The organism is Halothiobacillus diazotrophicus (assembly GCF_001663815.1).
In the GTDB taxonomy this organism is placed as follows: Bacteria; Pseudomonadota; Gammaproteobacteria; order Halothiobacillales; family Halothiobacillaceae; genus Halothiobacillus; species Halothiobacillus diazotrophicus.
In genome coordinates, this window is record NZ_CP016027.1 from 2376009 (window position 1) to 2402375 (window position 26367).

At 58.2% G+C, this 26367-nt stretch carries 33 protein-coding genes; all 33 read left to right on the forward strand.

Features of this window, described 5'->3' with window-relative positions; genetic code table 11:
- Positions 1-183: 183 nt before the first annotated feature.
- The 33 genes from rpoB (at position 184) to rplQ (ending at position 26338) form a co-directional block, all read left to right on the forward strand.
- Positions 184-4350 carry a DNA-directed RNA polymerase subunit beta gene (rpoB, locus tag A9404_RS10525; RefSeq protein ID WP_066101240.1) on the forward strand — a complete coding sequence of 1389 codons (4167 nt, stop codon included), beginning with the start codon at positions 184-186 and terminating at the stop codon, positions 4348-4350.
- A 62-nt stretch (positions 4351-4412) separates the two neighbouring features.
- Positions 4413-8621: a DNA-directed RNA polymerase subunit beta' gene (gene rpoC, locus A9404_RS10530; protein WP_066101243.1), complete on the forward strand. Its 4209-nt coding sequence runs from the start codon at positions 4413-4415 to the stop codon at positions 8619-8621.
- A gap of 108 nt (positions 8622-8729) precedes the next feature.
- The gene (rpsL, locus tag A9404_RS10535) at positions 8730-9107 is read left to right on the forward strand and encodes a 30S ribosomal protein S12 (RefSeq protein ID WP_066101246.1); all 378 of its coding nucleotides are present in this window, start codon (positions 8730-8732) and stop codon (positions 9105-9107) included.
- Positions 9108-9122: 15 nt separating this feature from the next.
- Positions 9123-9593 carry a 30S ribosomal protein S7 gene (gene rpsG / locus A9404_RS10540; RefSeq protein ID WP_066101249.1) on the forward strand — a complete coding sequence of 157 codons (471 nt, stop codon included), beginning with the start codon at positions 9123-9125 and terminating at the stop codon, positions 9591-9593.
- 18 nt (positions 9594-9611) lie between these two features.
- A complete protein-coding gene (gene fusA, locus A9404_RS10545) occupies positions 9612-11711 on the forward strand; it encodes an elongation factor G (protein WP_066101252.1) in 2100 nt (699 codons plus the stop codon).
- Between the two features lie 43 nt (positions 11712-11754).
- Entirely contained in the window at positions 11755-12948 is a 1194-nt protein-coding gene (tuf, locus tag A9404_RS10550; protein WP_066101216.1) for an elongation factor Tu, read from the forward strand.
- Between the two features lie 6 nt (positions 12949-12954).
- Entirely contained in the window at positions 12955-13266 is a 312-nt protein-coding gene (gene rpsJ, locus A9404_RS10555; protein ID WP_066101255.1) for a 30S ribosomal protein S10, read from the forward strand.
- 145 nt (positions 13267-13411) lie between these two features.
- Positions 13412-14056, forward strand: a complete 645-nt coding sequence (gene rplC / locus A9404_RS10560; RefSeq protein ID WP_066101258.1) for a 50S ribosomal protein L3 — start codon at positions 13412-13414, stop codon at positions 14054-14056.
- An 8-nt stretch (positions 14057-14064) separates the two neighbouring features.
- Entirely contained in the window at positions 14065-14673 is a 609-nt protein-coding gene (gene rplD, locus A9404_RS10565; RefSeq protein WP_066101260.1) for a 50S ribosomal protein L4, read from the forward strand.
- A complete protein-coding gene (gene rplW / locus A9404_RS10570) occupies positions 14673-14963 on the forward strand; it encodes a 50S ribosomal protein L23 (protein WP_197490495.1) in 291 nt (96 codons plus the stop codon). Before rplD ends, rplW begins: the two co-directional genes overlap by 1 nt.
- A 14-nt stretch (positions 14964-14977) precedes the next feature.
- Positions 14978-15805 carry a 50S ribosomal protein L2 gene (gene rplB, locus A9404_RS10575; protein ID WP_066101267.1) on the forward strand — a complete coding sequence of 276 codons (828 nt, stop codon included), beginning with the start codon at positions 14978-14980 and terminating at the stop codon, positions 15803-15805.
- Positions 15806-15823: 18 nt separating this feature from the next.
- The gene (gene rpsS / locus A9404_RS10580) at positions 15824-16099 is read left to right on the forward strand and encodes a 30S ribosomal protein S19 (RefSeq protein ID WP_066101270.1); all 276 of its coding nucleotides are present in this window, start codon (positions 15824-15826) and stop codon (positions 16097-16099) included.
- 11 nt (positions 16100-16110) lie between these two features.
- Positions 16111-16443, forward strand: coding sequence for a 50S ribosomal protein L22 (gene rplV / locus A9404_RS10585; RefSeq protein ID WP_066101274.1), 333 nt, complete (start codon positions 16111-16113; stop codon positions 16441-16443).
- A 9-nt stretch (positions 16444-16452) separates the two neighbouring features.
- On the forward strand, positions 16453-17127 hold the full coding sequence (rpsC, locus tag A9404_RS10590; RefSeq protein ID WP_066101278.1) for a 30S ribosomal protein S3: 675 nt from the start codon (positions 16453-16455) through the stop codon (positions 17125-17127).
- Between the two features lie 30 nt (positions 17128-17157).
- Positions 17158-17571 carry a 50S ribosomal protein L16 gene (rplP, locus tag A9404_RS10595; protein WP_066101281.1) on the forward strand — a complete coding sequence of 138 codons (414 nt, stop codon included), beginning with the start codon at positions 17158-17160 and terminating at the stop codon, positions 17569-17571.
- Positions 17571-17768: a 50S ribosomal protein L29 gene (gene rpmC, locus A9404_RS10600; protein ID WP_066101284.1), complete on the forward strand. Its 198-nt coding sequence runs from the start codon at positions 17571-17573 to the stop codon at positions 17766-17768. The genes rplP and rpmC overlap by 1 nt, the downstream gene beginning before the upstream one ends.
- Before the next feature lies 1 nt (position 17769).
- On the forward strand, positions 17770-18039 hold the full coding sequence (gene rpsQ / locus A9404_RS10605) for a 30S ribosomal protein S17 (protein ID WP_066101286.1): 270 nt from the start codon (positions 17770-17772) through the stop codon (positions 18037-18039).
- An 11-nt stretch (positions 18040-18050) separates the two neighbouring features.
- Positions 18051-18419, forward strand: a complete 369-nt coding sequence (gene rplN / locus A9404_RS10610) for a 50S ribosomal protein L14 (protein ID WP_066101289.1) — start codon at positions 18051-18053, stop codon at positions 18417-18419.
- A gap of 10 nt (positions 18420-18429) precedes the next feature.
- Positions 18430-18753, forward strand: a complete 324-nt coding sequence (rplX, locus tag A9404_RS10615; RefSeq protein WP_066101293.1) for a 50S ribosomal protein L24 — start codon at positions 18430-18432, stop codon at positions 18751-18753.
- A 14-nt stretch (positions 18754-18767) separates the two neighbouring features.
- Positions 18768-19307, forward strand: a complete 540-nt coding sequence (rplE, locus tag A9404_RS10620; RefSeq protein ID WP_066101296.1) for a 50S ribosomal protein L5 — start codon at positions 18768-18770, stop codon at positions 19305-19307.
- A gap of 9 nt (positions 19308-19316) precedes the next feature.
- Positions 19317-19622 carry a 30S ribosomal protein S14 gene (rpsN, locus tag A9404_RS10625; protein WP_066101299.1) on the forward strand — a complete coding sequence of 102 codons (306 nt, stop codon included), beginning with the start codon at positions 19317-19319 and terminating at the stop codon, positions 19620-19622.
- 12 nt (positions 19623-19634) lie between these two features.
- The gene (rpsH, locus tag A9404_RS10630; RefSeq protein WP_066101302.1) at positions 19635-20027 is read left to right on the forward strand and encodes a 30S ribosomal protein S8; all 393 of its coding nucleotides are present in this window, start codon (positions 19635-19637) and stop codon (positions 20025-20027) included.
- A gap of 15 nt (positions 20028-20042) precedes the next feature.
- Complete coding sequence (gene rplF / locus A9404_RS10635) at positions 20043-20570, forward strand: 50S ribosomal protein L6 (RefSeq protein ID WP_066101305.1); 528 nt, start codon at positions 20043-20045, stop codon at positions 20568-20570.
- 9 nt (positions 20571-20579) lie between these two features.
- Positions 20580-20936, forward strand: a complete 357-nt coding sequence (gene rplR, locus A9404_RS10640) for a 50S ribosomal protein L18 (RefSeq protein WP_066101308.1) — start codon at positions 20580-20582, stop codon at positions 20934-20936.
- An 11-nt stretch (positions 20937-20947) separates the two neighbouring features.
- The gene (rpsE, locus tag A9404_RS10645; protein WP_066101311.1) at positions 20948-21463 is read left to right on the forward strand and encodes a 30S ribosomal protein S5; all 516 of its coding nucleotides are present in this window, start codon (positions 20948-20950) and stop codon (positions 21461-21463) included.
- Entirely contained in the window at positions 21460-21651 is a 192-nt protein-coding gene (gene rpmD / locus A9404_RS10650; protein WP_066101314.1) for a 50S ribosomal protein L30, read from the forward strand. Before rpsE ends, rpmD begins: the two co-directional genes overlap by 4 nt.
- The gene (gene rplO, locus A9404_RS10655) at positions 21651-22079 is read left to right on the forward strand and encodes a 50S ribosomal protein L15 (RefSeq protein WP_066101317.1); all 429 of its coding nucleotides are present in this window, start codon (positions 21651-21653) and stop codon (positions 22077-22079) included. Before rpmD ends, rplO begins: the two co-directional genes overlap by 1 nt.
- Before the next feature lie 3 nt (positions 22080-22082).
- On the forward strand, positions 22083-23417 hold the full coding sequence (secY, locus tag A9404_RS10660) for a preprotein translocase subunit SecY (protein WP_066101319.1): 1335 nt from the start codon (positions 22083-22085) through the stop codon (positions 23415-23417).
- A 74-nt stretch (positions 23418-23491) separates the two neighbouring features.
- Positions 23492-23848, forward strand: coding sequence for a 30S ribosomal protein S13 (gene rpsM, locus A9404_RS10665; RefSeq protein ID WP_066101324.1), 357 nt, complete (start codon positions 23492-23494; stop codon positions 23846-23848).
- Positions 23849-23891: 43 nt separating this feature from the next.
- A complete protein-coding gene (rpsK, locus tag A9404_RS10670; protein ID WP_066101326.1) occupies positions 23892-24281 on the forward strand; it encodes a 30S ribosomal protein S11 in 390 nt (129 codons plus the stop codon).
- 13 nt (positions 24282-24294) lie between these two features.
- Positions 24295-24918, forward strand: a complete 624-nt coding sequence (rpsD, locus tag A9404_RS10675) for a 30S ribosomal protein S4 (RefSeq protein ID WP_066101328.1) — start codon at positions 24295-24297, stop codon at positions 24916-24918.
- Positions 24919-24936: 18 nt separating this feature from the next.
- Positions 24937-25932 (forward strand): DNA-directed RNA polymerase subunit alpha, encoded by a 996-nt coding sequence (locus tag A9404_RS10680; RefSeq protein WP_066101332.1) that lies wholly within the window; start codon positions 24937-24939, stop codon positions 25930-25932.
- Positions 25933-25960: 28 nt separating this feature from the next.
- Positions 25961-26338, forward strand: a complete 378-nt coding sequence (gene rplQ, locus A9404_RS10685) for a 50S ribosomal protein L17 (protein WP_066101335.1) — start codon at positions 25961-25963, stop codon at positions 26336-26338.
- The last annotated feature ends 29 nt before the right edge of the window (positions 26339-26367 follow it).

Here is a 26367-nt window from a genome sequence, read left to right on the forward strand (position 1 = left end):
TGGCTGGCAGCGAAGGCTGCTGGCCTTTCTTTGTTGGTTTTTTCTGAAGTGATTGTCCCGGCCGGATATTTGGACTGGCACTTCAGAAATGACCATGGGGCGATCGTCACGATTGCCTGAACTTTCCCCCGCTGAGCGTTCATGGGCGCAGCGCAATTCAGTTTGTTCCGACGAGGAAGGCAGATGAGCTATTCATTCACTGAAAAGAAGCGAATCCGCAAGGAATTCGGCAACCGTGCCGATATCCTACCGGTACCGTACCTGCTGGCAACACAGGTTGAGTCATATAAGTCGTTTTTGCAAGATGGCGTGCCTGCAAAAGCGCGGGCCAACGCAGGTTTGCATGCAGCGCTGAGCTCGGTCTTCCCGATTCGCAGCCATTCCGGCAACGCCGAAATCGCGTATGTGGATTATCACTTCGGTGAGCCTGCCTTCGACGTGCGCGAATGTCAGATCCGTGGTCTGAGCTATGGTGCGCCGCTGCGCGTCAAGCTGCGTCTGGTCATCTACGATCGCGACGCACCGGCCGGTTCCAAGGTTGTCAAGGACATTCGCGAACAGGACGTCTATCTCGGCGAGATCCCGTTGATGACCGAAAGCGGTACCTTCGTGATCAACGGCACCGAGCGGGTCATCGTTTCCCAATTGCACCGTTCCCCGGGCGTGTTCTTTGATCACGACAAGGGCAAGACCTCCAGCTCGAAGAAGATCCTGTTCTCCGCGCGCATCATTCCCTACCGCGGCTCCTGGTTGGATTTCGAATTCGACCAGAAGGACATCCTGTACGCGCGTATCGACCGTCGCCGGAAGATTCCTGCGTCGATCATCCTGCGTGCGCTGGGCTACACCAACGAGGAGATGCTGGACATCTTCTTCGACCACGACGAATTCCACGTGGATGCGGATGGCGGTCTGGCGCTCAAGCTGGTGGCCGATCGCCTGAAAGGTACCGATGCGGCCTTCGATATCGACATCAATGGCGAAAACCTGATCAAGACGGGCAAGCGCATCACCGCGCGCCACGTCCGCGAACTGGTGAAGGCTGAGATCGAGTCCCTCCCAGTGCCGATCGAGTTCATCCAGGGGCGGGTGCTCGCCAAGGATGTTGTCGACACGTCGACGGGTGAGTTGCTGGCACGCGCCAACGATGAACTGACGACCGAGCTCATCGTCAGTTTCGCGAAGGCCGGCGTCACCGAATTCAAGACCCTGTACTTCAACGATGTCGATCGCGGCCCGTTCATGTCGCTGACGCTGCGCGCCGATCCGTCGACCACCCCGCTGGAAGCGATGGTCGAGATCTACAAGATGATGCGTCCCGGCGAGCCGCCGACAAAGGACGCCGCTGAAGCGCTGTTCTACGGCCTGTTCTTCACCGAAGACCGTTACGACCTCTCCGACGTCGGTCGGATGAAGTTCAACCGTCGGATCGAGCGCGGCAGCGACGTCGGTAGCGGTGTGCTATACGACGCGAAGTACTTCGCGATGCTGGCCGAGTCGGGCAACGAAGTCGCTCAGTCTCTGTTGAAAGAGCAGGGCGATGTGTCCGATATCCTGGACGTCATGAAGACCCTCATCGACATCCGTAACGGCAACGGCAAGACCGACGACATCGACCACCTGGGCAACCGCCGGATCCGTTCCGTGGGTGAAATGACGGAAAACGTCTTCCGCATCGGTCTCGTCCGCGTCGAGCGCGCCGTCAAGGAGCGCCTGACCCAGGCCGAGTCCGAAGGCCTCGCGCCTCAGGATCTGATCAACGCCAAGCCGGTTGCGGCCGCGATCAAGGAGTTCTTCGGTTCCAGCCAGCTCTCCCAGTTCATGGACCAGAACAACCCGCTGTCCGAGATCACGCACAAGCGTCGTATTTCCGCACTGGGTCCGGGTGGTTTGACTCGCGAACGCGCTGGCTTCGAGGTGCGAGACGTACATACCACGCACTATGGCCGCGTCTGCCCGATCGAAACGCCGGAAGGTCCGAACATCGGTCTGATCAACTCCCTGGCAACCTATGCACGCACGAACAGCTACGGCTTCCTCGATACGCCGTACCGCAAGGTGACCGACGGTGTGGTTTCCTCCGAGGTCGACTGGTTGTCCGCCTACGAGGAAGAGAAGTACACCATTGCCCAGGCGAATGCGCCGCTGGACGAGGAAGGCCGTCTGCAGGGCGACCTGATCTCCGTGCGCCGCGCCGGTGAATTCATGCTCGCCAACCCGGCCGAGATCCAGTACATGGACGTCTCGCCGAAGCAGATCGTGTCCATCGCGGCCTCGATCATTCCGTTCCTGGAACACGATGACGCCAACCGCGCCCTGATGGGTTCGAACATGCAGCGTCAGGCCGTGCCGACCCTGCGTGCTGACAAGCCGTTGGTGGGCACCGGGATGGAACGCGTCGTGGCGACCGATTCCGGTTCCTGCGTGGTCGCTCGTCGTGGCGGCGTGGTGGACCGCGTCGACGCGTCCCGCGTTGTTGTCCGCGTCAATGCCGAGGAAGCGAGCCAGGGCGACGTCGGTGTGGATATCTACAACCTGACCAAGTACACCCGTTCGAACCAGAACACCTGCATCAACCAGACCCCGCTGGTGAAGGCCGGCGACGTGATTGCCAAGGGCGACGTGCTGGCCGACGGTCCGTCCGTCGACATGGGCGAACTGGCGCTGGGTCAGAACATCCTCTGTGCGTTCATGCCGTGGAACGGCTACAACTTCGAGGATTCGATCCTGCTGTCCGAACGTGTCGTGCGGGAAGATCGTCTCACCACGATCCACATCGAGGAACTCAACTGCGTCGCTCGTGATACCAAGCTGGGTGCCGAGGAAATCACCGCCGATATTCCGAATGTGGCTGAAAGCCTGCTGAACAAGCTCGACATGGCCGGTGTCGTCCACGTGGGTGCGGAAGTGCGTCCGGGCGACATCCTGGTCGGCAAGGTCACGCCGAAGGGTGAGACCCAGCTGACGCCGGAAGAGAAGCTGCTGCGCGCCATCTTCGGTGAGAAGGCCTCCGACGTGAAGGACACCTCCCTGCGCGTGCCGCCGGGGATGGAAGGTACTGTCATCGACGTCCGCGTGTTCACGCGGGATGGTATCGAGAAGGACAGCCGTGCGCGTGCCATCGAGGAAGCCGATCTCGAAGCCGTCCGCAAGGATCTCAAGGATCGCATGCGGATCATCGAAGACGACATCTTCGCTCGTGTGAAGACCCTGTTGGTCGGCCAGACGGCGGCCGGCGGTCCCGGCGTGAAGGCTGGCAGCAAGATCACTGCGGCCCAGCTGGAGAAACTGGAACCGGCAAAGTGGCTCGAAATCCGCGTGGATGACGAATCCGCTGCCCAGGCGATGGAAGAGTACGGTGCCCAGCTGGCCCAGGCGCATGCCGACATTGACAAGCGCTTCGAGGATAAGAAGAAGAAAATCCAGCAGGGCGACGACCTGGCACCGGGCGTGCTCAAGATGGTCAAGGTCTATGTGGCCGTCAAGCGTCGGATCCAGCCGGGCGACAAGCTCGCCGGCCGTCACGGGAACAAGGGTGTGGTCTCAATGATCGTCCCCGAGGAAGACATGCCGTACATGGAAAATGGTCAGCCGGTGGACATCTGTCTGAACCCGCTGGGCGTACCGTCGCGGATGAACATCGGTCAGATCCTCGAAACCCATCTGGGCTTCGCCGCTCGTGGCCTGGGTCTGAAGATCGAGGAGATGCTGAAACTCGAACGCGAAAAGGCACTGGTCGAGCTGCGTGCCTTCCTGGACAAGGTCTATAACCATAAGGGTGAAAAGCGCGTCGATCTCGATGCCCTGACCGACGACGAGATGATCGAACTGGGTCGTAACCTGAAGAAGGGCGTGCCCATGGCGACGCCGGTATTCGACGGCGCCGTCGAGGACGAAATCAAGCAGATGCTGGAACTCGCCGGCCTGCCGACGTCCGGCCAGGTGCAGCTGTATGACGGCCGCACCGGTGAGCCGTTCGAGCGGACCACGACGGTGGGCTACATGTACATGCTGAAGTTGAACCACCTCGTGGACGACAAGATGCACGCCCGTTCCACCGGTCCGTACTCCCTCGTTACCCAGCAGCCGCTGGGCGGCAAGGCGCAGTTCGGTGGTCAGCGTTTCGGGGAGATGGAAGTGTGGGCGCTGGAAGCCTATGGCGCAGCCTACACCCTTCAGGAAATGCTCACCGTCAAGTCCGACGACGTGAACGGCCGGAACAAGATGTACAAGAACATCGTCGACGGCGATCTGAAGATGGATGCGGGCATGCCCGAATCCTTCAACGTGTTGCTCAAGGAAATCCGTTCGCTCGCCATCAACATCGAACTGGAACAGGGCAAAGAATAATCACGGGCCGGGGTGGCAGCCCCGGCGGTCGCGTGTCCGTACTTTAAGGCAGGTAGTGCTTAATGAAAGAATTGCTCAATCTGATGAATCGCGAAGTGACCGACGAAGATTTCGATGGTATTCGTATCTCGTTGGCATCCCCGGAAATGATCCGCTCATGGTCGTATGGCGAGGTCAAGAAGCCGGAGACCATCAATTACCGGACCTTCAAGCCCGAGCGGGATGGTCTGTTCTGCGCGAAGATCTTCGGTCCCGTGCGGGACTACGAATGCTTGTGCGGCAAGTACAAGCGTCTGAAGCACCGTGGTGTCGTCTGCGAGAAATGCGGCGTCGAAGTGACTCTGTCCAAGGTGCGCCGCGAGCGCATGGGGCATATCGAGCTGGCGTGCCCTGTGGCACATATCTGGTATCTGAAGTCGCTGCCCTCGCGGATCGGCTTGCTGCTGGACATGACGCTGCGCGATATCGAGCGCGTTCTGTACTTCGAAGCCTTCATCATCACCGATCCCGGCATGACCCCGCTGAACAAGGGTGATCTGCTGACCGACGAGATGTATATCGACGCGCTCGAGCAGTATGGCGACGAATTCGAGGCCGACATGGGCGCCGAAGCCATCCAGAAGCTGTTGAAGGACATCGATCTCGATCAGCAGATTCTCGGCCTGCGCGACGAACTGGCCGAAACCGGTTCCGAAACCAAGATCAAGCGAATTTCCAAGCGCCTGAAGCTGTTGGAGGCTTTCAAGGAGTCCGGTAACCGTCCCGAGTGGATGGTGCTCACCCAGTTGCCGGTGCTGCCGCCGGATCTGCGTCCGCTGGTACCGCTCGATGGTGGCCGTTTCGCGACGTCGGATCTGAACGATCTGTACCGCCGTGTGATCAACCGGAACAACCGACTGAAGCGTCTGCTGGAAATCAACGCGCCGGACATCATCCTGCGCAACGAAAAGCGGATGCTGCAGGAGTCCGTCGACTCGCTGCTGGACAACGGCCGTCGCGGTCGTGCCGTCACCGGCACCAACAAGCGTCCGCTGAAATCCCTGGCCGACATGATCAAGGGCAAGCAGGGCCGCTTCCGTCAGAACCTGCTCGGTAAGCGGGTGGACTACTCCGGTCGTTCCGTGATCGTGGTTGGTCCCGCCCTGCGTCTGCACCAGTGCGGTCTGCCCAAGAAGATGGCGCTCGAGCTGTTCAAGCCGTTCATCTTCGGCAAGCTGCACCGTCGCGGCCTGGCGACCACGATCAAGGCTGCCAAGAAGCTCGTCGAGCGTGAAGGTCCGGAAGTCTGGGACGTTCTGGAAGAGGTGATTCGCGAACATCCGGTGCTGCTGAACCGTGCGCCGACCCTGCACCGTCTGGGTATCCAGGCGTTCGAGCCGATCCTCATCGAAGGTAAGGCGATTCAGCTGCACCCGCTGGTGTGTTCCGCGTACAACGCCGACTTCGACGGTGACCAGATGGCCGTTCACGTGCCGCTGTCCCTGGAAGCCCAGGCCGAAGCCCGTGCGCTGATGATGTCCACCAACAACGTACTGTCGCCCGCCAACGGCGACCCGGTGATCGTGCCGTCCCAGGATATCGTCCTCGGTATCTATTACATGACGCGCTCGAAGATCAACGGTCGTGGCGAAGGGATGGTGTTCGCGGATCTGGACGAAGTCCAGCGTGCGTACGACAACCATCAGGTCGAGCTGGGTGCGCAGATCAAGGTGCGCGTGAACGACTGGGTGCGGTTCGATGACGGCACGGCCGAGGCCAAGCGCCACATCGTCGAAACCACCGTCGGCCGCGCGTTGCTGTATCGCACCCTGCCGCAAGGCGTTCCGTTCGAGCAGATCAACAAGGACATGGGCAAGAAGGCCATTTCCGCGCTGCTGAACTATATCTACCGCAAGCTCGGCCTGAAGGACACCGTTCTCTTCGCCGACCAGTTGATGTACACCGGTTTCCGGTATGCGACGCGTTCCGGTATCTCGATCTGCTCCGATGACATGCTGGTGCCGCCGTCCAAGCCGACGGAGCTGGCCAAGGCCGAATCCGAGGTGAAGGAGATCCAGGATCAGTACGCTCAGGGTCTCGTGACCGAGAAGGAGCGCTACAACAAGGTCGTCGATATCTGGTCTCGCGCCAACGACGCGATCTCCCGCGCGATGATGGAGCAGCTCGGCAGCGAGCAGGTGGTCAACCGCGAAGGCGAAACCGTCAAGCAGAGTTCCTTCAACGCGATCTTCATGATGGCCGACTCCGGTGCGCGGGGTTCCGCTGCCCAGATCCGTCAGCTTGCGGGTATGCGCGGCCTGATGTCCAAGCCGGACGGCTCGATCATCGAAACGCCCATCACCGCAAACTTCCGTGAGGGTTTGAACGTACTCCAGTACTTCATCTCCACCCACGGTGCGCGTAAGGGTCTGGCCGATACGGCACTCAAGACCGCGAACTCCGGTTACCTGACCCGTCGTCTCGTCGACGTGGCCCAGGATCTCGTGATCACGATGGACGATTGCGGTACCACCGCACCGGGCATCAAGGTCACGGCGGTGATTGAAGGCGGTGACGTCGTGCAGGGTATCGGCGCGCGAATTCTGGGTCGTACCACGTCTCAGGACGTGCTGATGCCGGGTTCGGACGAAGTGCTGGTGCCGGCCAACACGGTTATCAACGAATTCATGGTATCCCGCATCGAGGATTCGGGTGTCGATGAGGTCTGGGTTCGCTCCACCATTTCCTGCGAAGCCCGTCACGGCATCTGCGCCATGTGCTATGGCCGGGATCTGGCGCGCGGCAACGTCGTCAACATCGGCGAATCCGTCGGCGTCATGGCGGCGCAGTCCATCGGTGAACCGGGTACCCAGCTCACCATGCGTACCTTCCACATCGGTGGTGCGGCATCGCGTTCCGCGGCGGCCAGTTCCGTTCAGAACAAGCAGCCGGGTACGGTGCGTCTGCACAACCTGAAGACGGTTGTGAACCGGGACAACGACCTCGTGGCCGTTACCCGTTCGGGCGAACTCGGCATGGTCGATGACCAGGGTCGTGAGCGCGAGCGGTATAAGGTTCCCTACGGCGCCGTGATTCGGGTGAAGGAAGGCGACAAGATCGCTCAGGGTACGACCCTGGCGACCTGGGATCCGCACACCCACCCCGTCGTGAGCGAGATGAAGGGCCAGGCACGCTTCTCCGATTTCGTGGACGGTCTGTCCGTGAAGTCGGAAACCGACGAAATCACCGGCTTGACTTCGCAGGTGGTCATCGATCCGAAGCACCGCAGCAGTTCCGCCGCCAAGGATCTGCGCCCGGCGATTGCGCTGGTGGACGACGACGGTCAGCCGATCTGCCTCGTTGGTACCGATATTCCGGCGTTCTACGTACTGCCGGCCGAAGCGATCATCGGTATCGAGGATGGCGCGACCGTCCAGGTGGGTGACGTCATCGCGCGTATCCCGCAGGAATCCTCCAAGACGCGCGACATCACCGGTGGTCTGCCGCGTGTTGCCGACCTGTTCGAAGCACGGAAACCCAAGGAGCCCGCGATTCTGGCCGAGTACACCGGTACGATCAGCTTCGGCAAGGAAACCAAGGGCAAGCAGCGTCTGGTCATCACCGACGAGCACGGCGAAGCCCATGAGGAACTGATTCCGAAGTATCGCGTGATCAACGTGTTCGAAGGCGAGCACGTAGCGCGCGGCGAAGTGATCGCCGACGGCGAGCTGACCCCGCACGATATCCTGCGCCTGCGCGGGGTACCGGATCTGGCGGCCTACATCATCAAGGAGATCCAGGACGTCTACCGCCTGCAGGGCGTCATGATCAACGACAAGCACATCGAGGTGATCGTTCGCCAGATGCTGCGCAAGGTCGAGATCACCGAACCCGGCGATTCCGGATATCTCCGTGGCGATCAGGTCGACAAGGCCCGACTCCTCGAGGAGAACCGTCAGCTGGAGCAGGCGGGCAAGTTCCCGGCGAAGTACGAGCCGATGCTGCTGGGTATCACCAAGGCATCGCTGGTAACCGAATCCTTCATCTCGGCGGCTTCGTTCCAGGAAACAACCCGCGTATTGACCGATTCGTCGACCCGGGGTGCGCGCGATGAACTGCGCGGCCTGAAGGAGAACGTCATTGTGGGTCGCCTGATCCCGGCGGGTACCGGTCTGGCGCATCATCAGGATCGCCGTCGTCGTCGCAACAGCACCCTTGAATCGGCGAATGCGCTGTTCATGGATGCCGATGCTCAGGACGCCGGCGTGGATGAAGGAGAAAGCGTGGCATGACCGTGATCTGTTCGAATTGACAGCATTACGGACACTGCTTTAGAATCACTGCCCTTTGCGACGGGTTCCAGCCCGTCGCGCTAGTTTTTGGTCGGAGAAGACATAACCATGGCTACTGTTAATCAGCTCGTGCGCAAGCCGCGCAAGCGACTGGTCGAAAAGACTAAAGTACCTGCACTCGAAGGCTGTCCGCAGCGTCGTGGTGTATGTACGCGTGTGTATACCACCACCCCGAAGAAGCCGAACTCTGCGCTACGTAAGGTAGCCCGTGTTCGCCTGACCTCCGGTTACGAAGTGACCGGTTACATCGGTGGTGAAGGCCACAACCTCCAGGAGCACTCCGTGGTCCTGATCCGTGGCGGTCGTGTCAAGGATTTGCCCGGTGTGCGTTATCACGTCGTCCGCGGCAGCCTGGATACCCAGGGTGTCGAGAAGCGCCGTCAGGGTCGCTCGAAGTATGGCGCTAAGCGTCCCAAAGCTAAATAAACGGTTGGATTAGAAATGCCTAGAAGAAGAGAAGTACCGAAGCGCGAGATTTTGCCTGACCCGAAATACGGCAATGTCACTGTCGCTAAGTTCATCAACATGATCATGTTGAGCGGGAAGAAGTCTGTCGCCGAGTCCATTCTGTACGGCGCGATGGCTATCGCTGAAGAAAAAGGCAAGGGTCACCCGGTCGAGCTCGTCGAGCGCGCCCTGGAGAACGTTGCACCGGCGGTTGAGGTTAAGTCCCGCCGAGTAGGCGGCGCCAACTACCAGGTGCCGGTCGAGGTTCGTGCCGTTCGCCGCTCGTCGCTGGCCATGCGCTGGCTGATTGATGCGGCCCGCAAGCGTGGTGAAAAAACCATGGCTGCAAAATTGGCAGGCGAGCTGATGGATGCGGCTGAAAGCCGTGGTTCAGCAGTCAAGAAGCGTGAAGATACACACCGTATGGCCGAAGCTAACAAAGCATTCGCCCATTTCCGCTGGTAATTTAAGAGGTAAAACCCTGTGGCCAGAACGACTCCGCTCGAGCGTTACCGCAATTTCGGCATCATGGCGCATATTGACGCCGGCAAGACGACCACGACCGAACGTATCCTGTTCTATACCGGCGTTTCCCACAAGATTGGTGAAGTGCATGATGGCGCAGCCACCATGGACTGGATGGAGCAGGAGCAGGAGCGTGGCATCACGATCACGTCCGCTGCGACAACCGCCTTCTGGGGTGGTATGGATCAGCAGTTCGAACCCCATCGCTTCAACATCATTGATACCCCCGGTCACGTGGACTTCACCATTGAAGTAGAACGTTCACTGCGTGTATTGGATGGTGCCGTGTTCGTCCTTTGTGCGGTCGGCGGCGTTCAGCCCCAGTCCGAAACCGTATGGCGTCAGGCCAACAAATACCATGTCCCGCGCTTGGCATTCGTCAACAAGATGGATCGTCAGGGTGCGGACTTCTACCGCGTGATGGACCAGCTGAAGAAGCGCCTGGGTGCCAACCCGGTCCCGGTTGTTCTGCCTATCGGTGCGGAAGACGGTTTCGAAGGCGTGATTGATCTGCTGCGCATGAAGGCCATCTACTGGAACACCGAAGACATGGGCATGACCTATGACGCGCGTGATATTCCGGCAGAGCTGGCTGACAAGGCGGCGACTTATCGCGAGCAGATGATGGAAGCGGCGGCAGAAGCCTCTGAAGAGTCCATGGAAAAGTACCTGGAAACAGGAGAGCTTTCCGATGACGAAATCAAGGAAGGTCTGCGTCTGCGTACGCTGCGCAACGAGATCATTCCGGCGCTCTGCGGTACGGCCTTCAAGAACAAGGGCGTGCAGAAGATGCTGGATGCGGTAATCGACTTCCTGCCGTCGCCGACCGAAGTTCCGGACATCAAGGGTGAGTTGCCCGATGGCACGGCATCCGCGCGTAAGACGGGTGATGATCAGCCGTTCTCGGCGCTGGCGTTCAAGATCATGACGGATCCTTTCGTGGGTTCTTTGACCTTCTTCCGCGTGTATTCCGGTGTTGTCAATGCCGGCGACTCGGTGTTGAACTCCACCAAAGATGGCAAGGAGCGCATCGGTCGTATTCTGCAGATGCATGCGAACTCCCGTGAGGAGATCAAGGAAGTTCGTGCGGGCGACATCGCCGCGGCTGTTGGCCTGAAGAACGTGATTACCGGGGATACGCTGTGCGACCCGAGTAACCCGATCGTCCTCGAGCGTATGGTGTTCCCGGAGCCTGTGATCTCCGTTGCCGTCGAGCCGAAGACCAAGGGTGACCAGGAAAAGATGGGTATGGCGCTGGGGCGTCTGGCTCAGGAAGATCCGTCATTCCGTGTCTTCACCGATGAAGAATCCGGTCAGACCATCATCGCCGGTATGGGTGAGCTTCACCTCGAGATCCTCGTTGACCGGATGCGTCGCGAGTTCAAGGTAGAGGCCAACATCGGCAAGCCCCAGGTGGCTTACCGTGAAACCATCCGCGGCACTGTGGAACAGGATGGCAAGTTCGTTCGTCAGTCCGGTGGTCGCGGCCAGTACGGTCACGTCAAGATTCGCATCGAACCCCTGGAAGAGGGCGGTGGATACGAGTTCGTCAACGCGATCGTCGGCGGTGTCGTTCCCCGAGAGTACATCCCGGCCGTGGACAAGGGTATCCAGGAGCAGATCAAGAACGGCGTCATTGCCGGCTTCCCAGTGCTTGATGTCAAGGTGACCCTGTTCGATGGTTCGTACCACGAGGTCGACTCGAACGAAATGGCGTTCAAGATCGCCGGCAGCATGGCCTTCAAGGAAGGTGCGGTTAAGGCGAGTCCGGTTCTGTTGGAGCCGATGATGAAGGTTGAGGTGGAAACCCCCGAAGATTATATGGGTGACGTCATCGGTGACTTGAACCGTCGTCGCGGCTTGATCCAGGGTATGGATGACACCTCCGGTGGTGGCAAGCAGATCAAGGCCGAAGTGCCGCTGTCCGAAATGTTCGGTTACGCAACCGATCTTCGCTCCGCGACCCAGGGCCGTGCGACCTACTCCATGGAGTTCGCCCGTTATGCCGAAGCGCCGAAGAACATTGCTGATGCGGTGATCAAGGGCTTGAACGCCTAATTTGGTTCAGTTGATTCTTTAACAGTTTTTTGAGGTTTTTATCATGGCAAAAGAGAAGTTTGAACGTACCAAACCACACGTGAACGTGGGTACGATTGGCCACGTGGATCACGGCAAGACGACGCTGACTGCGGCGATCACCAAGGTGATGGCGGAGACGTTTGGCGGCGGTTCGGCAATGGCTTTCGACCAGATCGACAAGGCGCCGGAAGAGAAGGCGCGTGGTATCACGATCTCCACCTCCCACGTTGAATACGAGTCCGCGACCCGTCACTACGCCCACGTTGACTGCCCGGGCCACGCCGACTACGTCAAGAACATGATCACCGGTGCCGCCCAGATGGACGGCGCGATCCTGGTATGCTCCGCTGCCGACGGCCCGATGCCGCAGACCCGTGAGCACATCCTGCTGTCCCGTCAGGTCGGCGTACCCTACATCGTCGTATTCCTGAACAAGGCCGACATGGTTGACGATCCGGAACTGCTGGAACTGGTCGAGATGGAAATCCGCGACCTGCTGAGCCAGTACGAATTCCCGGGCGACGACACCCCGATCATCACCGGTTCCGCCCTGAAGGCGCTGGAAGGCGACCAGAGCGAAATCGGCGCCCCGTCAGTCGTTCGTCTGGTCGAGGCGATGGACTCCTACATCCCCGAGCCGGAGCGTGCCGTTGACGGTACCTTCCTGATGCCGGTGGAAGACGTATTCTCCATCTCCGGTCGTGGCACCGTGGTGACCGGTCGTGTCGAGCGCGGCATCATCAAGGTGGGCGAGGAAATCGAAATCGTCGGTATCCGCGACACCCAGAAGACCACCGTGACCGGCGTCGAAATGTTCCGCAAGCTGCTCGACCAGGGTCAGGCTGGCGACAACGTCGGTATCCTCCTGCGCGGCACCAAGCGTGACGACGTCGAGCGTGGTCAGGTCCTGTGCAAGCCGGGCAGCATCAAGCCGCACACCAAGTTCGAAGCTGAGGTGTACATCCTGAGCAAGGACGAAGGTGGTCGTCATACGCCGTTCTTCAACGGCTACCGTCCGCAGTTCTACTTCCGTACCACGGACGTGACCGGTTCCTGCGTACTGCCGGAAGGCACCGAGATGGTCATGCCGGGCGACAACGTTGCGATGACGGTCAGCCTGATCGCGCCGATCGCGATGGAAGATGGTCTGCGTTTCGCGATTCGCGAAGGTGGCCGTACCGTCGGCGCCGGTGTCGTTTCCAAAATCATCGAGTAAAGATTCATGGCTTCACAAACTATCCGTATTCGTCTGAAGAGCTTCGATCACCGTTTGATCGACCGCTCTGCGGCTGAAATTGTAGAAACTGCCCGTCGCTCTGGCGCGCGGGTCAAGGGTCCCATTCCGTTGCCGAGCCGCAAGGAGCGTTTCACCGTTCTGGTTTCTCCGCACGTGAACAAGGATGCGCGTGACCAGTACGAGCTGCGTACCCACAAGCGTGTTCTGGACATCGTCGATCCGACCGATCGGACCGTCGATCTGCTGATGCAACTTGATCTGGCTGCCGGGGTGGATGTTCAGATTCGTCTGAATTGATCGGTTTCCAAATAGGGCTTTACGTCTTATTGGAATCCTGATAAATTAATGACCCTTTTCAGCCCGGTGCTGTTGCATCGGGCTGGTTTTTTAGGCGATCCGGTCAATCGTAATCGGCGCCTTGTATAAATCTAGAGGTATAACCATGTCATTAGGTGTTGTCGGTCGTAAGGTCGGCATGACCCGCGTATTTGACGATTCCGGCGTTTCCGTGCCGGTGACCGTCATCGAGGTCGAGCCGAATCGTGTGACTCAGGTCAAGACTCCTGAGGTGGATGGCTACACAGCCATTCAGGTAACTACGGGCGCTCGCCGTGCGAGTCGCGTCACCAAGGCGATGGCTGGGCATTATGCCAAGGCCGAGACCACGGCGGGTCGCCTGTCCACCGAATTCCGTCTGACGGATGAAGTTGCTGCTGGCTTCCAGCCGGGCGCAGAGATCACGGTTGCCATCTTCGATGGCGTGCCGATGGTCGACGTGGCCGGTCAGAGCAAGGGTAAGGGCTTCGCCGGTACGGTCAAGCGTCACAACTTCCGCACCCAGGACGCGACGCACGGTAACTCCCGTTCCCACCGTGTTCCTGGCTCCATCGGTCAAAACCAGACCCCGGGTCGCGTTTTCCCGGGCAAGAAGATGGCGGGTCACATGGGTGATGAGCGTGTGTCTTCCCTGGGTTTGAAGGTTGTGCGCGTCGATGTCGAGCGTGGCCTCATCCTGGTGAAGGGCGTCGTACCCGGCTCCACCGGCGGCGACGTCATCGTCCGTCCTTCCGTAAAGATTAAATCCTGAGGCGCGACATGGAACTACATGTAAAAGACGGCGCTGCGGTCAGCGTTTCAGAGCAAGTTTTTGACCGCTCATATAACGAAGGTCTGATTCATCAGGCGATTGTTGCTTTCATGGCCGGCTCTCGTGCCGGCACCAAGCGTCAGTTGACGCGCTCCGAGGTTTCCGGTGGCGGCAAAAAGCCCTGGAACCAGAAAGGTACCGGCCGCTCCCGTCACGGGACCACCCGCTCGCCGATCTGGCGTACCGGTGGCGTGACGTTTGCTGCGCGTCCGCGCAACTTCGAGCAGAAGATCAACCGCAAGGCCTATCGTGTTGCCATGGCTTCGATCTTCTCCGAGTTGATTCGCCAGGAGCGCTTGACGATCGTTGATGCGCTCTCCGTGTCTGCGCCCAAGACGCGCGAAGTCATTGCCCTGCTGAAGTCCGTGGGTGTGCCTGAGGGGCGCACGCTGCTGGTCACCGAGGCGTTTGACGAGCATTTGTTCCTTGGTTCTCGCAACGTGATTGAGCTGGGCTACCTGACGGCGTCGACCCTCGACCCCGTTAGCCTGGTTGGTGCCAATCACGTCGTGATGACCCGTGGTGCGTTGAAGATGGTTGAGGAGTGGTTGTCATGATGCAGGAAAAACTGTTCGACGTGCTTCGCGCGCCGCTGGTCACCGAAAAGACCGCGCGCGCCAACGAAGTGAACCAGTACGTATTCCGCGTGGCGACGACGGCAGACAAGGCCGAGATCAAGGCGGCCGTCGAGAAGCTGTTCGGCGTCAGCGTCAAGGCTGTGCAGGTCGCCAACGTGGCGGGCAAGACCCGTCGCTTCCGTGGCGTCCCCGGTCGTCGCGCTGACTGGAAAAAAGCCTACGTCACATTGGCTGAAGGCCAGGTCATCGACCTGGGTCAGGCAGGCTGAGAAGGGTAACTATCATGGCATTGAAAATCGCAAAACCAACTTCTCCCGGCCGCCGGGGTGTGATCGAAATCGATCGCTCTCACCTGTACAAGGGCGAGCCCTATGCGGCGCTGCTCGAGAAGAAGTCCAATACCGGCGGTCGTAACAACCTCGGTCGAATCACGACCCGCCACGTTGGCGGTGGTCACAAGCAGCATTACCGGATGGTCGATTTCAAGCGGACGAAGGATGGTGTACCTGCCACCGTCGAGCGCATTGAATACGATCCGAACCGTACCGCTCACATCGCACTGATCGTCTATGCGGATGGCGAGCGTTCCTACATCATCGCCCCGCGTGGCGTGGTCCCGGGGCAGGTCGTTCAGTCCGGTATCGATGCACCGATTCGTCCAGGCAACACCCTGCCGATTCGCAACATCCCGATCGGTAGCACGATCCATGCGGTCGAGCTTAAGCCGGGTAAGGGTGCGCAAATGGCCCGCAGTGCGGGCGCGTCCGTTCAACTGGTCGCGCGTGAGGGGGCCTATGCCACCGTGCGTCTGCGTTCCGGCGAAATGCGCAAGGTGCTCGGCGAGTGCCGCGCGACCCTGGGTGAAGTGAGCAACCACGAACACAGCCTGCGCTCTCTGGGTAAGGCCGGTGCCAAGCGTTGGCGCGGCATCCGCCCGACCGTTCGCGGTGTGGTCATGAACCCGGTCGACCACCCGCATGGTGGTGGTGAGGGTCGTACCTCCGGTGGTCGCCATCCGGTGACGCCGTGGGGCGTGCCGACCAAGGGCTACAAGACGCGTACCAACAAGCGTACGGACAAGTTCATTGTTCGTCGTCGTGCCAAGAAATAATTCAAGAGGGTAAACAAGGTGCCACGTTCACTTAAGAAAGGTCCATTCGTGGACCATCACTTGCTGAAAAAGGTGGAAGAGGCTGTCGCGGCCAATAACCGTCGGCCCATAAAGACCTGGTCCAGGCGCTCGATGATTCTGCCCGATTTCATCGGGTTGACCGTCGCCGTCCATAACGGTCGTCAGCACATTCCGGTATTGATCAACGAAAACATGGTCGGGCACAAGCTCGGCGAGTTCGCGCCCACCCGTACCTATCGGGGCCATGTCGCTGATAAGAAAGCGAAGCGCTAGGAGAAACACATATGCAAGCTACTGCACTACATCGCTATGCGCGTATTTCTCCGCAGAAGGCGCGTCTGGTTGCCGATCTGGTCCGTGGTCAAGGCGTGGCGCAAGCCATCGAAACCCTGGCCTTCAGCCCGAAGAAAGGCGCTGATCTGATCAAGAAAGTCCTCGAGTCTGCGATTGCTAACGCCGAGAACAACGAGGGTGCGGACGTCGATCGTCTGCACGTGTCTCAGATTATGGTGGACGAAGGTCCGGTACTGAAGCGTTTCCGCGCTCGTGCCAAGGGCCGCGGCGCGCGCATTCTCAAGCGCACCAGTCACATCAAAGTCACGGTTAGCGAGCGTTAAGGGGGAGTTATGGGTCAAAAAGTACATCCGGTAGGCTTCCGACTCGGGATCTCCTCTGATTGGAGCTCGCGTTGGTATGCCGACAGCAAATTGTTTCCGGTTCAGCTGAACCAGGACGTCCGCGCGCGCGGTTTCATCAAGGACAAGCTGAAGGAAGCTTCGGTGTCACGCATCCAGATCGAGCGTCCGGCTCGTTCAGCGTCCGTCACGATTCATACGGCACGTCCGGGTATCGTGATCGGCCGCAAGGGCGAGGATATCGAGCGTCTGCGCGGTGAAATCGCGCCGATGCTGGGCGTGGATCGCAATGCGGTCAAGTTGTCCGTCGAAGAAATCCGTAAGCCGGAACTCGATGCGCAACTGGTCGCCGAGTCCATCGCGCAACAGCTTGAGCGTCGGATCATGTTCCGTCGTGCCATGAAGCGTGCCGTACAGACCACCATGCGTCTGGGTGCCGGTGGCATCAAGGTGAACGTGTCCGGCCGTCTGGGCGGTGCCGAAATCGCACGTAACGAGTGGTATCGCGAAGGGCGCGTCCCGTTGCATACCCTGCGTGCCGAAATCGATTACGGTTTTGCCGAGGCCCAAACCACGTACGGCGTGATCGGCGTCAAGGTTTGGATTTTCAAAGGTGAAGTGTTTGGCGTCCCGGGTAGTCGTGACGGCAAAGCCGCTACAGCCTGAACCAAAAATAAGGTGAGTGGAGCTTAAGTTATGCTGCTGCCAAAACGTACAAAATTCCGCAAGCAGTTCAGGGGTAAAAACCGGGGCGTTGCGACGACGGGTAACAAAGTCAGCTTCGGCCAGTTTGGTCTGAAAGCGCTGGAGCGTGGTGAAATCACTTCTCGTCAGATCGAGTCTGCGCGTCGTGCGATTTCACGTCACGTCAAGCGGGGCGGAAAGATCTGGATCCGGATTTTCCCGGATACCCCCATCACCCAGAAACCGCTCGAGGTTCGTATGGGTAAGGGTAAGGGTAGTGTCGAATACTGGGTTGCCAAGATTCAGCCCGGCAAGATGCTCTATGAAATTGAAGGGGTCAACGAAATGGTTGCACGGGAGGCCTTCTCACTGGCTTCTGCCAAGCTGCCCATCAAGACGACCTTTGTAACACGGGTATTGATGTAATGAAGAAGATCACCCCAGAACTGCGTGAAAAAACGCCGGAAGCCTTGCGCGAAGAATTTCTTGCCATCAAGCAGGAGCAATTCAACCTGCGTATGCAAAAAGCTACGGGTCAGGAATCGAAATCTCATTTGATTCGCGCCGCTCGCAAGAATGTGGCACGGATCAAGACCGTTCTGACTGAGAAGGAGCAAGGCTGAGATGACAACCGTAGCTGAAGAAAAAGTAGTTCGTACCCGTGTGGGTCGCGTCACCAGTGACAAGATGGACAAGTCAATCACGGTTGCCATCGAGCGTCGCGTGAAGCATCCCCTGTACGGGAAGTTCATTACGAAGACCACCAAGCTGCATGTTCACGATGAAGAGAACATTTCCCGCATTGGTGATCGTGTAGAAATTCGCGAATCGCGTCCGATCTCCAAGACCAAATCCTGGATGTTGGTTCGTGTGATCGACCGCGCGTCCGTGTAAGGAGATTCGTTGTGATTCAGATGCAAACAATCCTGGACTCTGCTGACAACAGCGGCGCCAAAAAGGTTCAGTGTATCAAGGTGCTGGGCGGCTCACACCGTCGCTACGCCGGCATTGGCGACATCATCAAGGTATCCATCAAGGATGCCATTCCGCGTGGTCGCGTGAAAAAGGGTGATGTCTACAACGCGGTCGTCGTTCGCACTGCGAAAGGCGTTCGTCGCGCAGACGGTTCGCTGATCCGTTTCGACGGCAATGCCGCTGTTTTGTTGAACAACAAGCTTGAGCCGATCGGCACTCGTATTTTTGGCCCCGTGACCCGTGAGTTGCGTGGCGAGAAATTCATGAAGATCGTTTCGCTCGCGCCTGAAGTGATTTGAGGTAAGCGTCATGCGTAAGATTCGTCAGGGCGATGAAGTCGTCGTTATCGCCGGTAAAGACAAGGGTCGCCGGGGCACCGTGCTGCGTGTCGTCGATGGGGGCACACGTGTCGTCGTCGAGAACGTCAACAAGGTGAAGAAGCACCAGAAGCCGAACCCGATGGTCGGTCAAACTGGCGGCATTATCGAAATGGAGAAATCGGTTGATATTTCCAATGTAATGCTGTTTAATCCCGCCTCCGAAAAAGGCGACCGGGTCGGCTTCAAGCAGCTTGAAGACGGTACCAAGGTCCGGTTTTTTAAATCCAACGGCGAAGTCGTTGATACAAAGTAATAGGTTGAATTGAAATGGCTCGTCTTCAGGAATTCTATACCAACACATTGCAGGCTGAGTTGAAGAAGCAGCTTGAGCTTGACAATGTCATGGCCGTTCCGAAGCTGACCAAGATCACGTTGAACATGGGCTTGGGTGACTCGGCTCGTGACAAGAAAGTGATTGACAGTGCAGTGAACGAACTCGCCGCCATTACCGGCCAACAGCCGATTGTGACTTACGCACGTAAGTCCATTGCGGGTTTCAAGCTGCGCGAAGGGATGCCTCTGGGCGTCAAGGTCACCCTGAGAGGACGTACGATGTACGAATTCTTCGATCGGTTGATCCACATCTCCATCCCCCGTATCCGTGATTTCCGTGGCCTGAACCCCAAGTCGTTCGACGGTCGCGGCAATTACAGCATGGGTGTGAAGGAGCAAATCATGTTCCCCGAGATCGATTACGACAAGATTGATCAGATTCGGGGTATGGATATCACGATCACAACTACCGCGAAAACGGACGACCAGGCCCGGGCATTGCTCAACGGCTTTGGCTTCCCGTTCCGTCGGTAAGGAGCAGAAATGGCAAAGAAAAGTATGTTGAATCGGGAAGAACAGCGTCAGAAGCTGGCTGCCCGTTATGCCGCAAAACGCGCCCAGCTGCGCGCCATCCTGAGCGACGTCAATGCGGACTTCGACGACAAGATGAAGGCATCTGTCGAATTGAGCAAGTTGCCGCGGGACTCCTCGGTGTGCCGTCAGGTTCGCCGCTGTGCAATCACCGGCCGCCCGAAGGGTGTGTATCGCAAGTTTGCGCTGGGTCGTAACAAATTGCGTCAATTGGCCATGTCGGGTGAAATCCCGGGCCTGCGTAAAGCCAGCTGGTAACGGGGAATAGCCATGAGTATGAATGATCCTATTTCGGATATGCTGACCCGCATCCGTAACGCACAAGCTGCGCGCAAGTCTGAAGTCTCCATGCCGTCTTCCAAGTTCAAGGTCGCCATTGCCGGTGTCCTGAAGGAAGAGGGTTACATTGGGGACGTCAAGATTGTGGGCGATGCCAAGCCGACACTGACCATTTCTCTGAAGTATTTCCAGGGCAAGCCCGTTATCGACATGATCAAGCGCGTATCCAAGCCGGGTTACCGCGTCTTCAAGAGTGCGGATGAGATCCCCTCCGTGATCGGTGGTTTGGGTGTTGCGATCGTATCAACTTCCCGTGGTGTGATGCCTGACCGTGAAGCGCGTCGTCAGAACATCGGCGGTGAAATTGTCTGCTTTGTATCTTGATCCCGGGAGTGAATTATGAGTCGAGTTGCAAAAAAACCCGTCGCCATTCCCAAGGGTGTCGAGGTAAAGCTGGACGGGCTGTCCCTGTCCTTCAAAGGCCCCAAAGGTCAGATGATCCAGGAGATCCATCCCTCCGTTAAGGTTGAAGTGGCTGCCAACGAGCTACGCTTCGATACCGATTCGGAGCAGTATATCCCCATGGCCGGTACCATGCGTTCCCTGGCGCAGAACAACGTCCAGGGTGTGACCAGCGGTTTTGAGATCAAGCTGCAGTTGGTCGGGGTTGGTTACCGTGCGCAAATGCAGGGCACCACATTGAACCTCGCGCTGGGTTTCTCTCATCCGATCAACTTCCCTGTACCAGCCGGCATCACCATTGAGACGCCGAGCCAGACAGAGATCGTTGTCAAGGGTGCCGATCGTCAGAAGGTTGGTCAGGTTTCCGCCAATATTCGCGGGTTCCGTCCGCCTGAGCCGTACAAGGGCAAGGGTGTGAAGTACCTTGATGAGGTCATCTTCCGTAAAGAAGCGAAGAAGAAGTAAGGTATCGCTATGAACGAAAAAAACAGAAATCGTCTGCGGCGTGCTCGCCGTGCCCGTGCAAAGATCGCACGTCTGGGTGTTCATCGCCTGACGGTATATCGCACGGCCCAGCATACCTACGCTCAGATCTTTACACCGGACGGCGCCAATGTTGTTGCCTCCGTATCGACCCTGAACAAGGATTTCCTGCAGCCCGGTCAGAATGGCGGCAACGTCGAGGCCGCAAAGCGGGTCGGTGCAGCCATCGCTCAAGCAGCGATCGCCAAGGGCGTTACCCAGGTCGCCTTCGATCGCGCCGGCTTCATCTTTCATGGCCGTATCAAGGCCCTGGCCGAGTCCGCGCGTGAAGCCGGTCTGCAATTCTAAGGGGTTAAGCAATGAGTCGAAATTCTAACGAAGTATCCACCGACGGCCTGATCGAGAAATTGGTCGCCGTCAATCGTGTGGCCAAGGTCGTGAAGGGTGGTCGTATCTTCTCATTCACCGCGCTGACCGTTGTTGGCGATGGCGAAGGGCGGGTAGGCTACGGTTACGGTAAGGCTAAGGAAGTACCTGCGGCCATCCAGAAGGCGATGGATCGTGCCAAGCGCAGTATGGTCGAAGTGCCGCTGCGTGACGGTACGCTCTATTACCCGACCAATGGCGAGCATGGCGCAGCCAAGGTGTTCATGAAGCCCGCGTCCGAAGGTACGGGCGTCATTGCGGGGGGCGCGATGCGCGCTGTTTTCGAGGCTGCTGGCGTACGAAACGTACTCGCCAAGTGCATCGGTACCCGTAATCACATGAACGTGATCCGTGCGACCGTGAATGGCCTCAAGGGTATCAACTCGCCGGAAAGCATTGCCGCAAAGCGTGGCAAGCGGGTCGAGGAAATCATCGGAGCGCAGTCATGAGCAAGCAGCAAACGGTCCGTATCAAGCTGGTCCGTTCCACCATTGGTCGCTTGGCCGCGCACAAGGCGTGCGTCCGTGGATTGGGCCTGTCGCGTATGAATCAGGTTGTTGAGGTGATCGATACCCCCGAGAACCGGGGCATGATCAACAAGGTCAACTACCTGCTCGAAATTCAGGAATCAAAATAATGCGTCTGAATAATTTGTCGCCAGCTGATGGCAGTCGTAAGGAGCGTACCCGCGTCGGTCGCGGTGTCGGTTCCGGTCTCGGCAAGACCGCAGGTCGCGGTCACAAGGGTCAGAAGTCCCGCTCCGGCGGTTTCCACAAGACCGGCTTCGAAGGCGGTCAGATGCCCATCCAGCGTCGTCTGCCGAAAATCGGCTTCCGTTCGCTGCGCGCGCTGGAAACGGCCGAGATCCGTACCTCCGAGTTGAACCAGCTTGATGGTGTGGTCTCTCTCGAAACCCTGAAGGCAGCGGGTCTGATTCGTAACGATATCCGTTACGTGAAGATCATGCTCTCCGGTGAAGTGACCAAGGCTCTGGAAATCCAGGGTGTGCGAGTCAGCAAGGGTGCACGTAGCGCGATCCTCGCTGCAGGCGGTAAAGCGGAGTAATCTGTGTCACAAGCGAATGCAGGAATAGCCGCACTTGCCGGGGCCGGTCGTCTGACCGAGCTCCGGCAACGTATTTTCTTTGTCATCATGGTGCTGGTCGTTTATCGGATCGGTACGTTCATTCCCCTGCCGGGAATTGACATTGGTGTCATGCAATCGCTTTTCAGCCAGCACGCTGGCGGTATCCTGGGCATGATGAACATGTTCTCCGGCGGTGCGCTTTCCCGGATGTCCCTGTTTGCCCTCGGTGTCATGCCGTACATCTCCGCCTCCATCATCGTGCAGTTGCTTACCTCTGTGGTGCCGACACTTGAGCGCATCAAGAAGGAAGGCGAGGCGGGTCGACGCAAGATAACCCAGTACACACGATACGGCACCCTGGGGCTGGGCCTGGTCCAGGCACTGGGTGTATCGATAGCTCTCCAGGGGCAGTCGGTCGGCGGTGCTCCGCTCGTCTACTCGCCGGGGATCGGTTTTCTGTTCGTGGCAACGATGACTCTGGTCACCGGTACGATGCTTCTCGTCTGGCTAGGTGAGCAGATCACCGAACGCGGTGTGGGCAACGGGATTTCCCTGATCATTTTCGCCGGTATTGTTGCAGGTCTGCCGACGGCAATCGGTGGCACCGCCGAGTTGGTTCGGACCGGTGAATTGAGCGTGATTACCCTGTTGGTGCTGGCGGTGCTGATTCTCGCCGTGACGGCTTTCGTCGTATTCATTGAGCGTGGTCAGCGTCGCATCACGGTCAATTACGCCCGTCGTCAGCAGGGACGGGGTGCAGCGGGCTCACAAAGTTCGCATTTGCCACTCAAGCTGAACATGGCTGGCGTGATCCCGCCGATCTTTGCGTCCAGCATCATTCTGTTCCCGGCTACACTCGGTAATTGGTTGGGGCAGCAGGAAAACATGGCATGGCTGCGTAACCTGTCGACGGCACTGTCCCCGGGGCAGCCGTTGTATGTTGGCCTGTATGCAACCGCGATTATCTTTTTCTGCTTTTTCTATACGGCCTTGGTGTTCAATGCCCGAGAAACTGCAGATAACCTGAAGCGATCCGGTGCGTTCGTCCCAGGGATTCGACCCGGTGAGCATACTGCCCGCTATATCGACAAGGTGCTCACCCGCCTGACGTTCTGGGGCGCCTTGTATATCACGGCGGTCTGTTTGCTTCCTGAGTTCCTGATCCTGTATTGGAATGTGCCTTTCTATTTCGGTGGCACTTCCTTGCTGATTATTGTGGTTGTGCTGATGGACTTCATGGCGCAGGTCCAGTCCCATCTCGTTTCTCATCAGTACGATAGTTTGGTGCGTAAAGCACACTTCAAATCCGGTCTATAATTCCACGAAACAGCACTTGCGTTGTTCGTGAATTTGGTTTAATGTTTCGCGCTCATTTTTTAAGGTGATCTTCGATGGCACGTATAGCGGGAATTAACATTCCAGTGCAAAAGCACGTGGTAATTGCACTTACTTCCATTTATGGCATTGGCCCGACCCGTGCCAAAGGTATCTGTCAGGCTGCTGCGGTCGAGCCGACCCGTAAGGTTCGTGATCTTTCCGAATCTGAAGTCGAGGCTCTGCGTGCCGAAGTTGCCAAGTTCGTGGTTGAAGGCGACCTGCGTCGTGATGTCGCCATGAACATCAAGCGCCTGATGGATCTGGGTTGTTATCGTGGTCTGCGTCATCGTCGCGGGCTGCCTCTTCGCGGACAACGCACGCGAACTAATGCACGGACTCGTAAGGGTCCGCGTCGCCTGGTCAAGCGTTGATCCAGGCTTAATATTCTTCGATCATCGAGAGTAGGATAATTTAATGGCTAAATCGAATGCCCCTGCGCGCAAGAAAATCAAGCGCGTGGTTACGGATGCTGTTGCCCATGTGCATGCATCCTTCAACAACACGATCGTGACGATCACGGACCGTCAGGGTAATGCCCTGAGCTGGGCCACCTCGGGTGGCTCGGGTTTCCGTGGTTCACGCAAGTCCACGCCTTTTGCCGCACAGGTTGCGGCGGAGCGCGCCGGCGAAGCGGCCAAGGCCTATGGCGTCAAGAACATCGACGTCGAAATCAAGGGTCCCGGTCCGGGTCGCGAATCGACGATTCGTGCATTGAATGCCGTCGGTTTCAAGGTGGGCATGATCACTGACGTGACGCCCATTCCTCACAATGGCTGCCGGCCGCCGAAAAAGCGTCGCGTGTAAGGGGTTTTAGATCATGGCTCGTTATCTTGGTCCTAAGTGTAAGTTAAGTCGCCGCGAAGGCACTGACCTGTTCCTGAAATCCGGCGTCCGGTCTCATGAAGACAAGTGCCACCATGACCGTGCTCCTGGCCAGCATGGTGCCGCACGCAAGCAGAAGGTATCCGGTTACGGTACTCAGCTGCGCGAAAAGCAGAAGTTGCGTCGTATCTATGGCGTTCTGGAGCGTCAGTTCGCCAATTACTTCAAGAAGGCTTCTCAGCAGAAGGGTTCTACGGGTGAAAACCTCCTTCAGTTGCTTGAGTGCCGTCTGGACAACGTCGTCTACCGCATGGGGTTCGGCTCCACGCGTGCGGAAGCCCGCCAGATCGTGTCCCACCGCTGTGTGACCGTCAACGGCGTGGTCGTGAACATCCCGTCATTCCAGGTTTCTGCCAATGACGTGATCGCCGTTCGTGAATCCGCACGCAAGCAGCAGCGTATCAAGGACGCCATCGAGTTGGCTGCCCAGCGTCCGACCGTCGATTGGATCAGCGTCGATGCGGCCAAGATGGAAGGCGTCTTCAAGGCTGCGCCGGTTCGTGACGAACTGCCTGCCGAAATCAATGAATCACTCGTTGTCGAGTTGTATTCCAAGTAATATTTGCGAGGGTACGTCATGCAATTGGGTTCTACCGAACTGCTCAAGCCGCGATTGGTTGATGTCCAGGTTCTGGACGAAACGCGTGCGCGCGTCGTGCTGGAGCCGCTTGAGCGCGGTTTTGGCTATACGCTGGGTAATGCGCTCCGTCGTATCCTGCTGTCTTCCATCCCGGGCGTTGCGGTGACCGAGGCAGAAATCGAAGGCGTAGTTCACGAATACACCACGATCGAAGGTGTACACGAAGACGTCCTCGAGATCCTGTTGAATCTCAAGGGGCTGTCCGTCGTTCTGCACGGCCGTGATGAGGCGGTTCTGAGCATCAAGAAGACGGGTCCCGGTACGATTACCGCAGCGGATATCAAGACTGACCATGCCGTCGAGATCATCAATCCCGATCATCACATTGCGACCCTGAACGTACAGGGGGCACTCGCGATGACATTCAAGGTGCAGCGTGGCAAAGGCTATGTCCCTGCCAGCGCGCGTCGTGAAGAGTCGGGTGGTCAAATTGGCCGTCTGCTAGTGGATGCATCCTTCTCTCCTCTGCGTCGTGTCGCTTATTCGGTTGAGCGCGCGCGTGTGGAGCAGCGTACCGATCTGGATTCCCTGGTGCTCGATATCGAAACCAATGGTTCCATTTCTGCCGAGGATGCCATTCGTCATGCTGCAGGCATTCTGGTTGACCAGTTGTCTGTCTTCGTGGACCTGAAAGCGGAGAAATCCGAGCCGGTTCAAGAGCAGGCGCCGACCGTCGATCCGATTCTGTTGCGGCCGGTCGATGACTTGGAGCTGACGGTTCGTTCCGCCAACTGCCTGAAGGCCGAAAACATTTATTACATCGGTGACCTGATTCAGCGCACCGAAATTGAACTGCTCAAAACCCCGAACCTGGGCAAGAAATCCCTGACCGAAATCAAGGATGTCCTGGCGAAGCAGGGGTTGTCACTGGGACAGCGACTCGAAAGCTGGCCGCCGGCTGAGTTACAAAATCTGGCTGAGACCAAGATCTAAGCTACTTGAAATTTTTGGGGTATTTGAGATGCGTCACCGTCTTTCGGGCCGTCAGTTAGGCCGTAATTCCGATCAACGCAGTGCGTTGATGCGTTCTTTGACTAATTCCTTGATCGAGCACGAGCTGATCAAGACCACCCTGCCCAAGGCCAAGGAGCTCCGTCGTTTTGCCGAGCCCCTGATCACCCTGGCCAAGGAAGATTCCGTTCATGCTCGCCGTCTGGCGTTTGCCCGTACCCGTAACAAGGCTGTTGTTGGCAAGTTGTTCGGTGATTTGGGTCCGCGATTCCAATCCCGGGCCGGTGGTTATGTGCGCATCCTGAAGTGCGGCAACCGCCCGGGCGACAATGCGCCGATGGCCTATGTCGAATTCGTGGAGCGCGGCGAAGTATCTGCCTCCGAGTAATCTGCGTGCAGGCGTAAAAAAACCGGCCA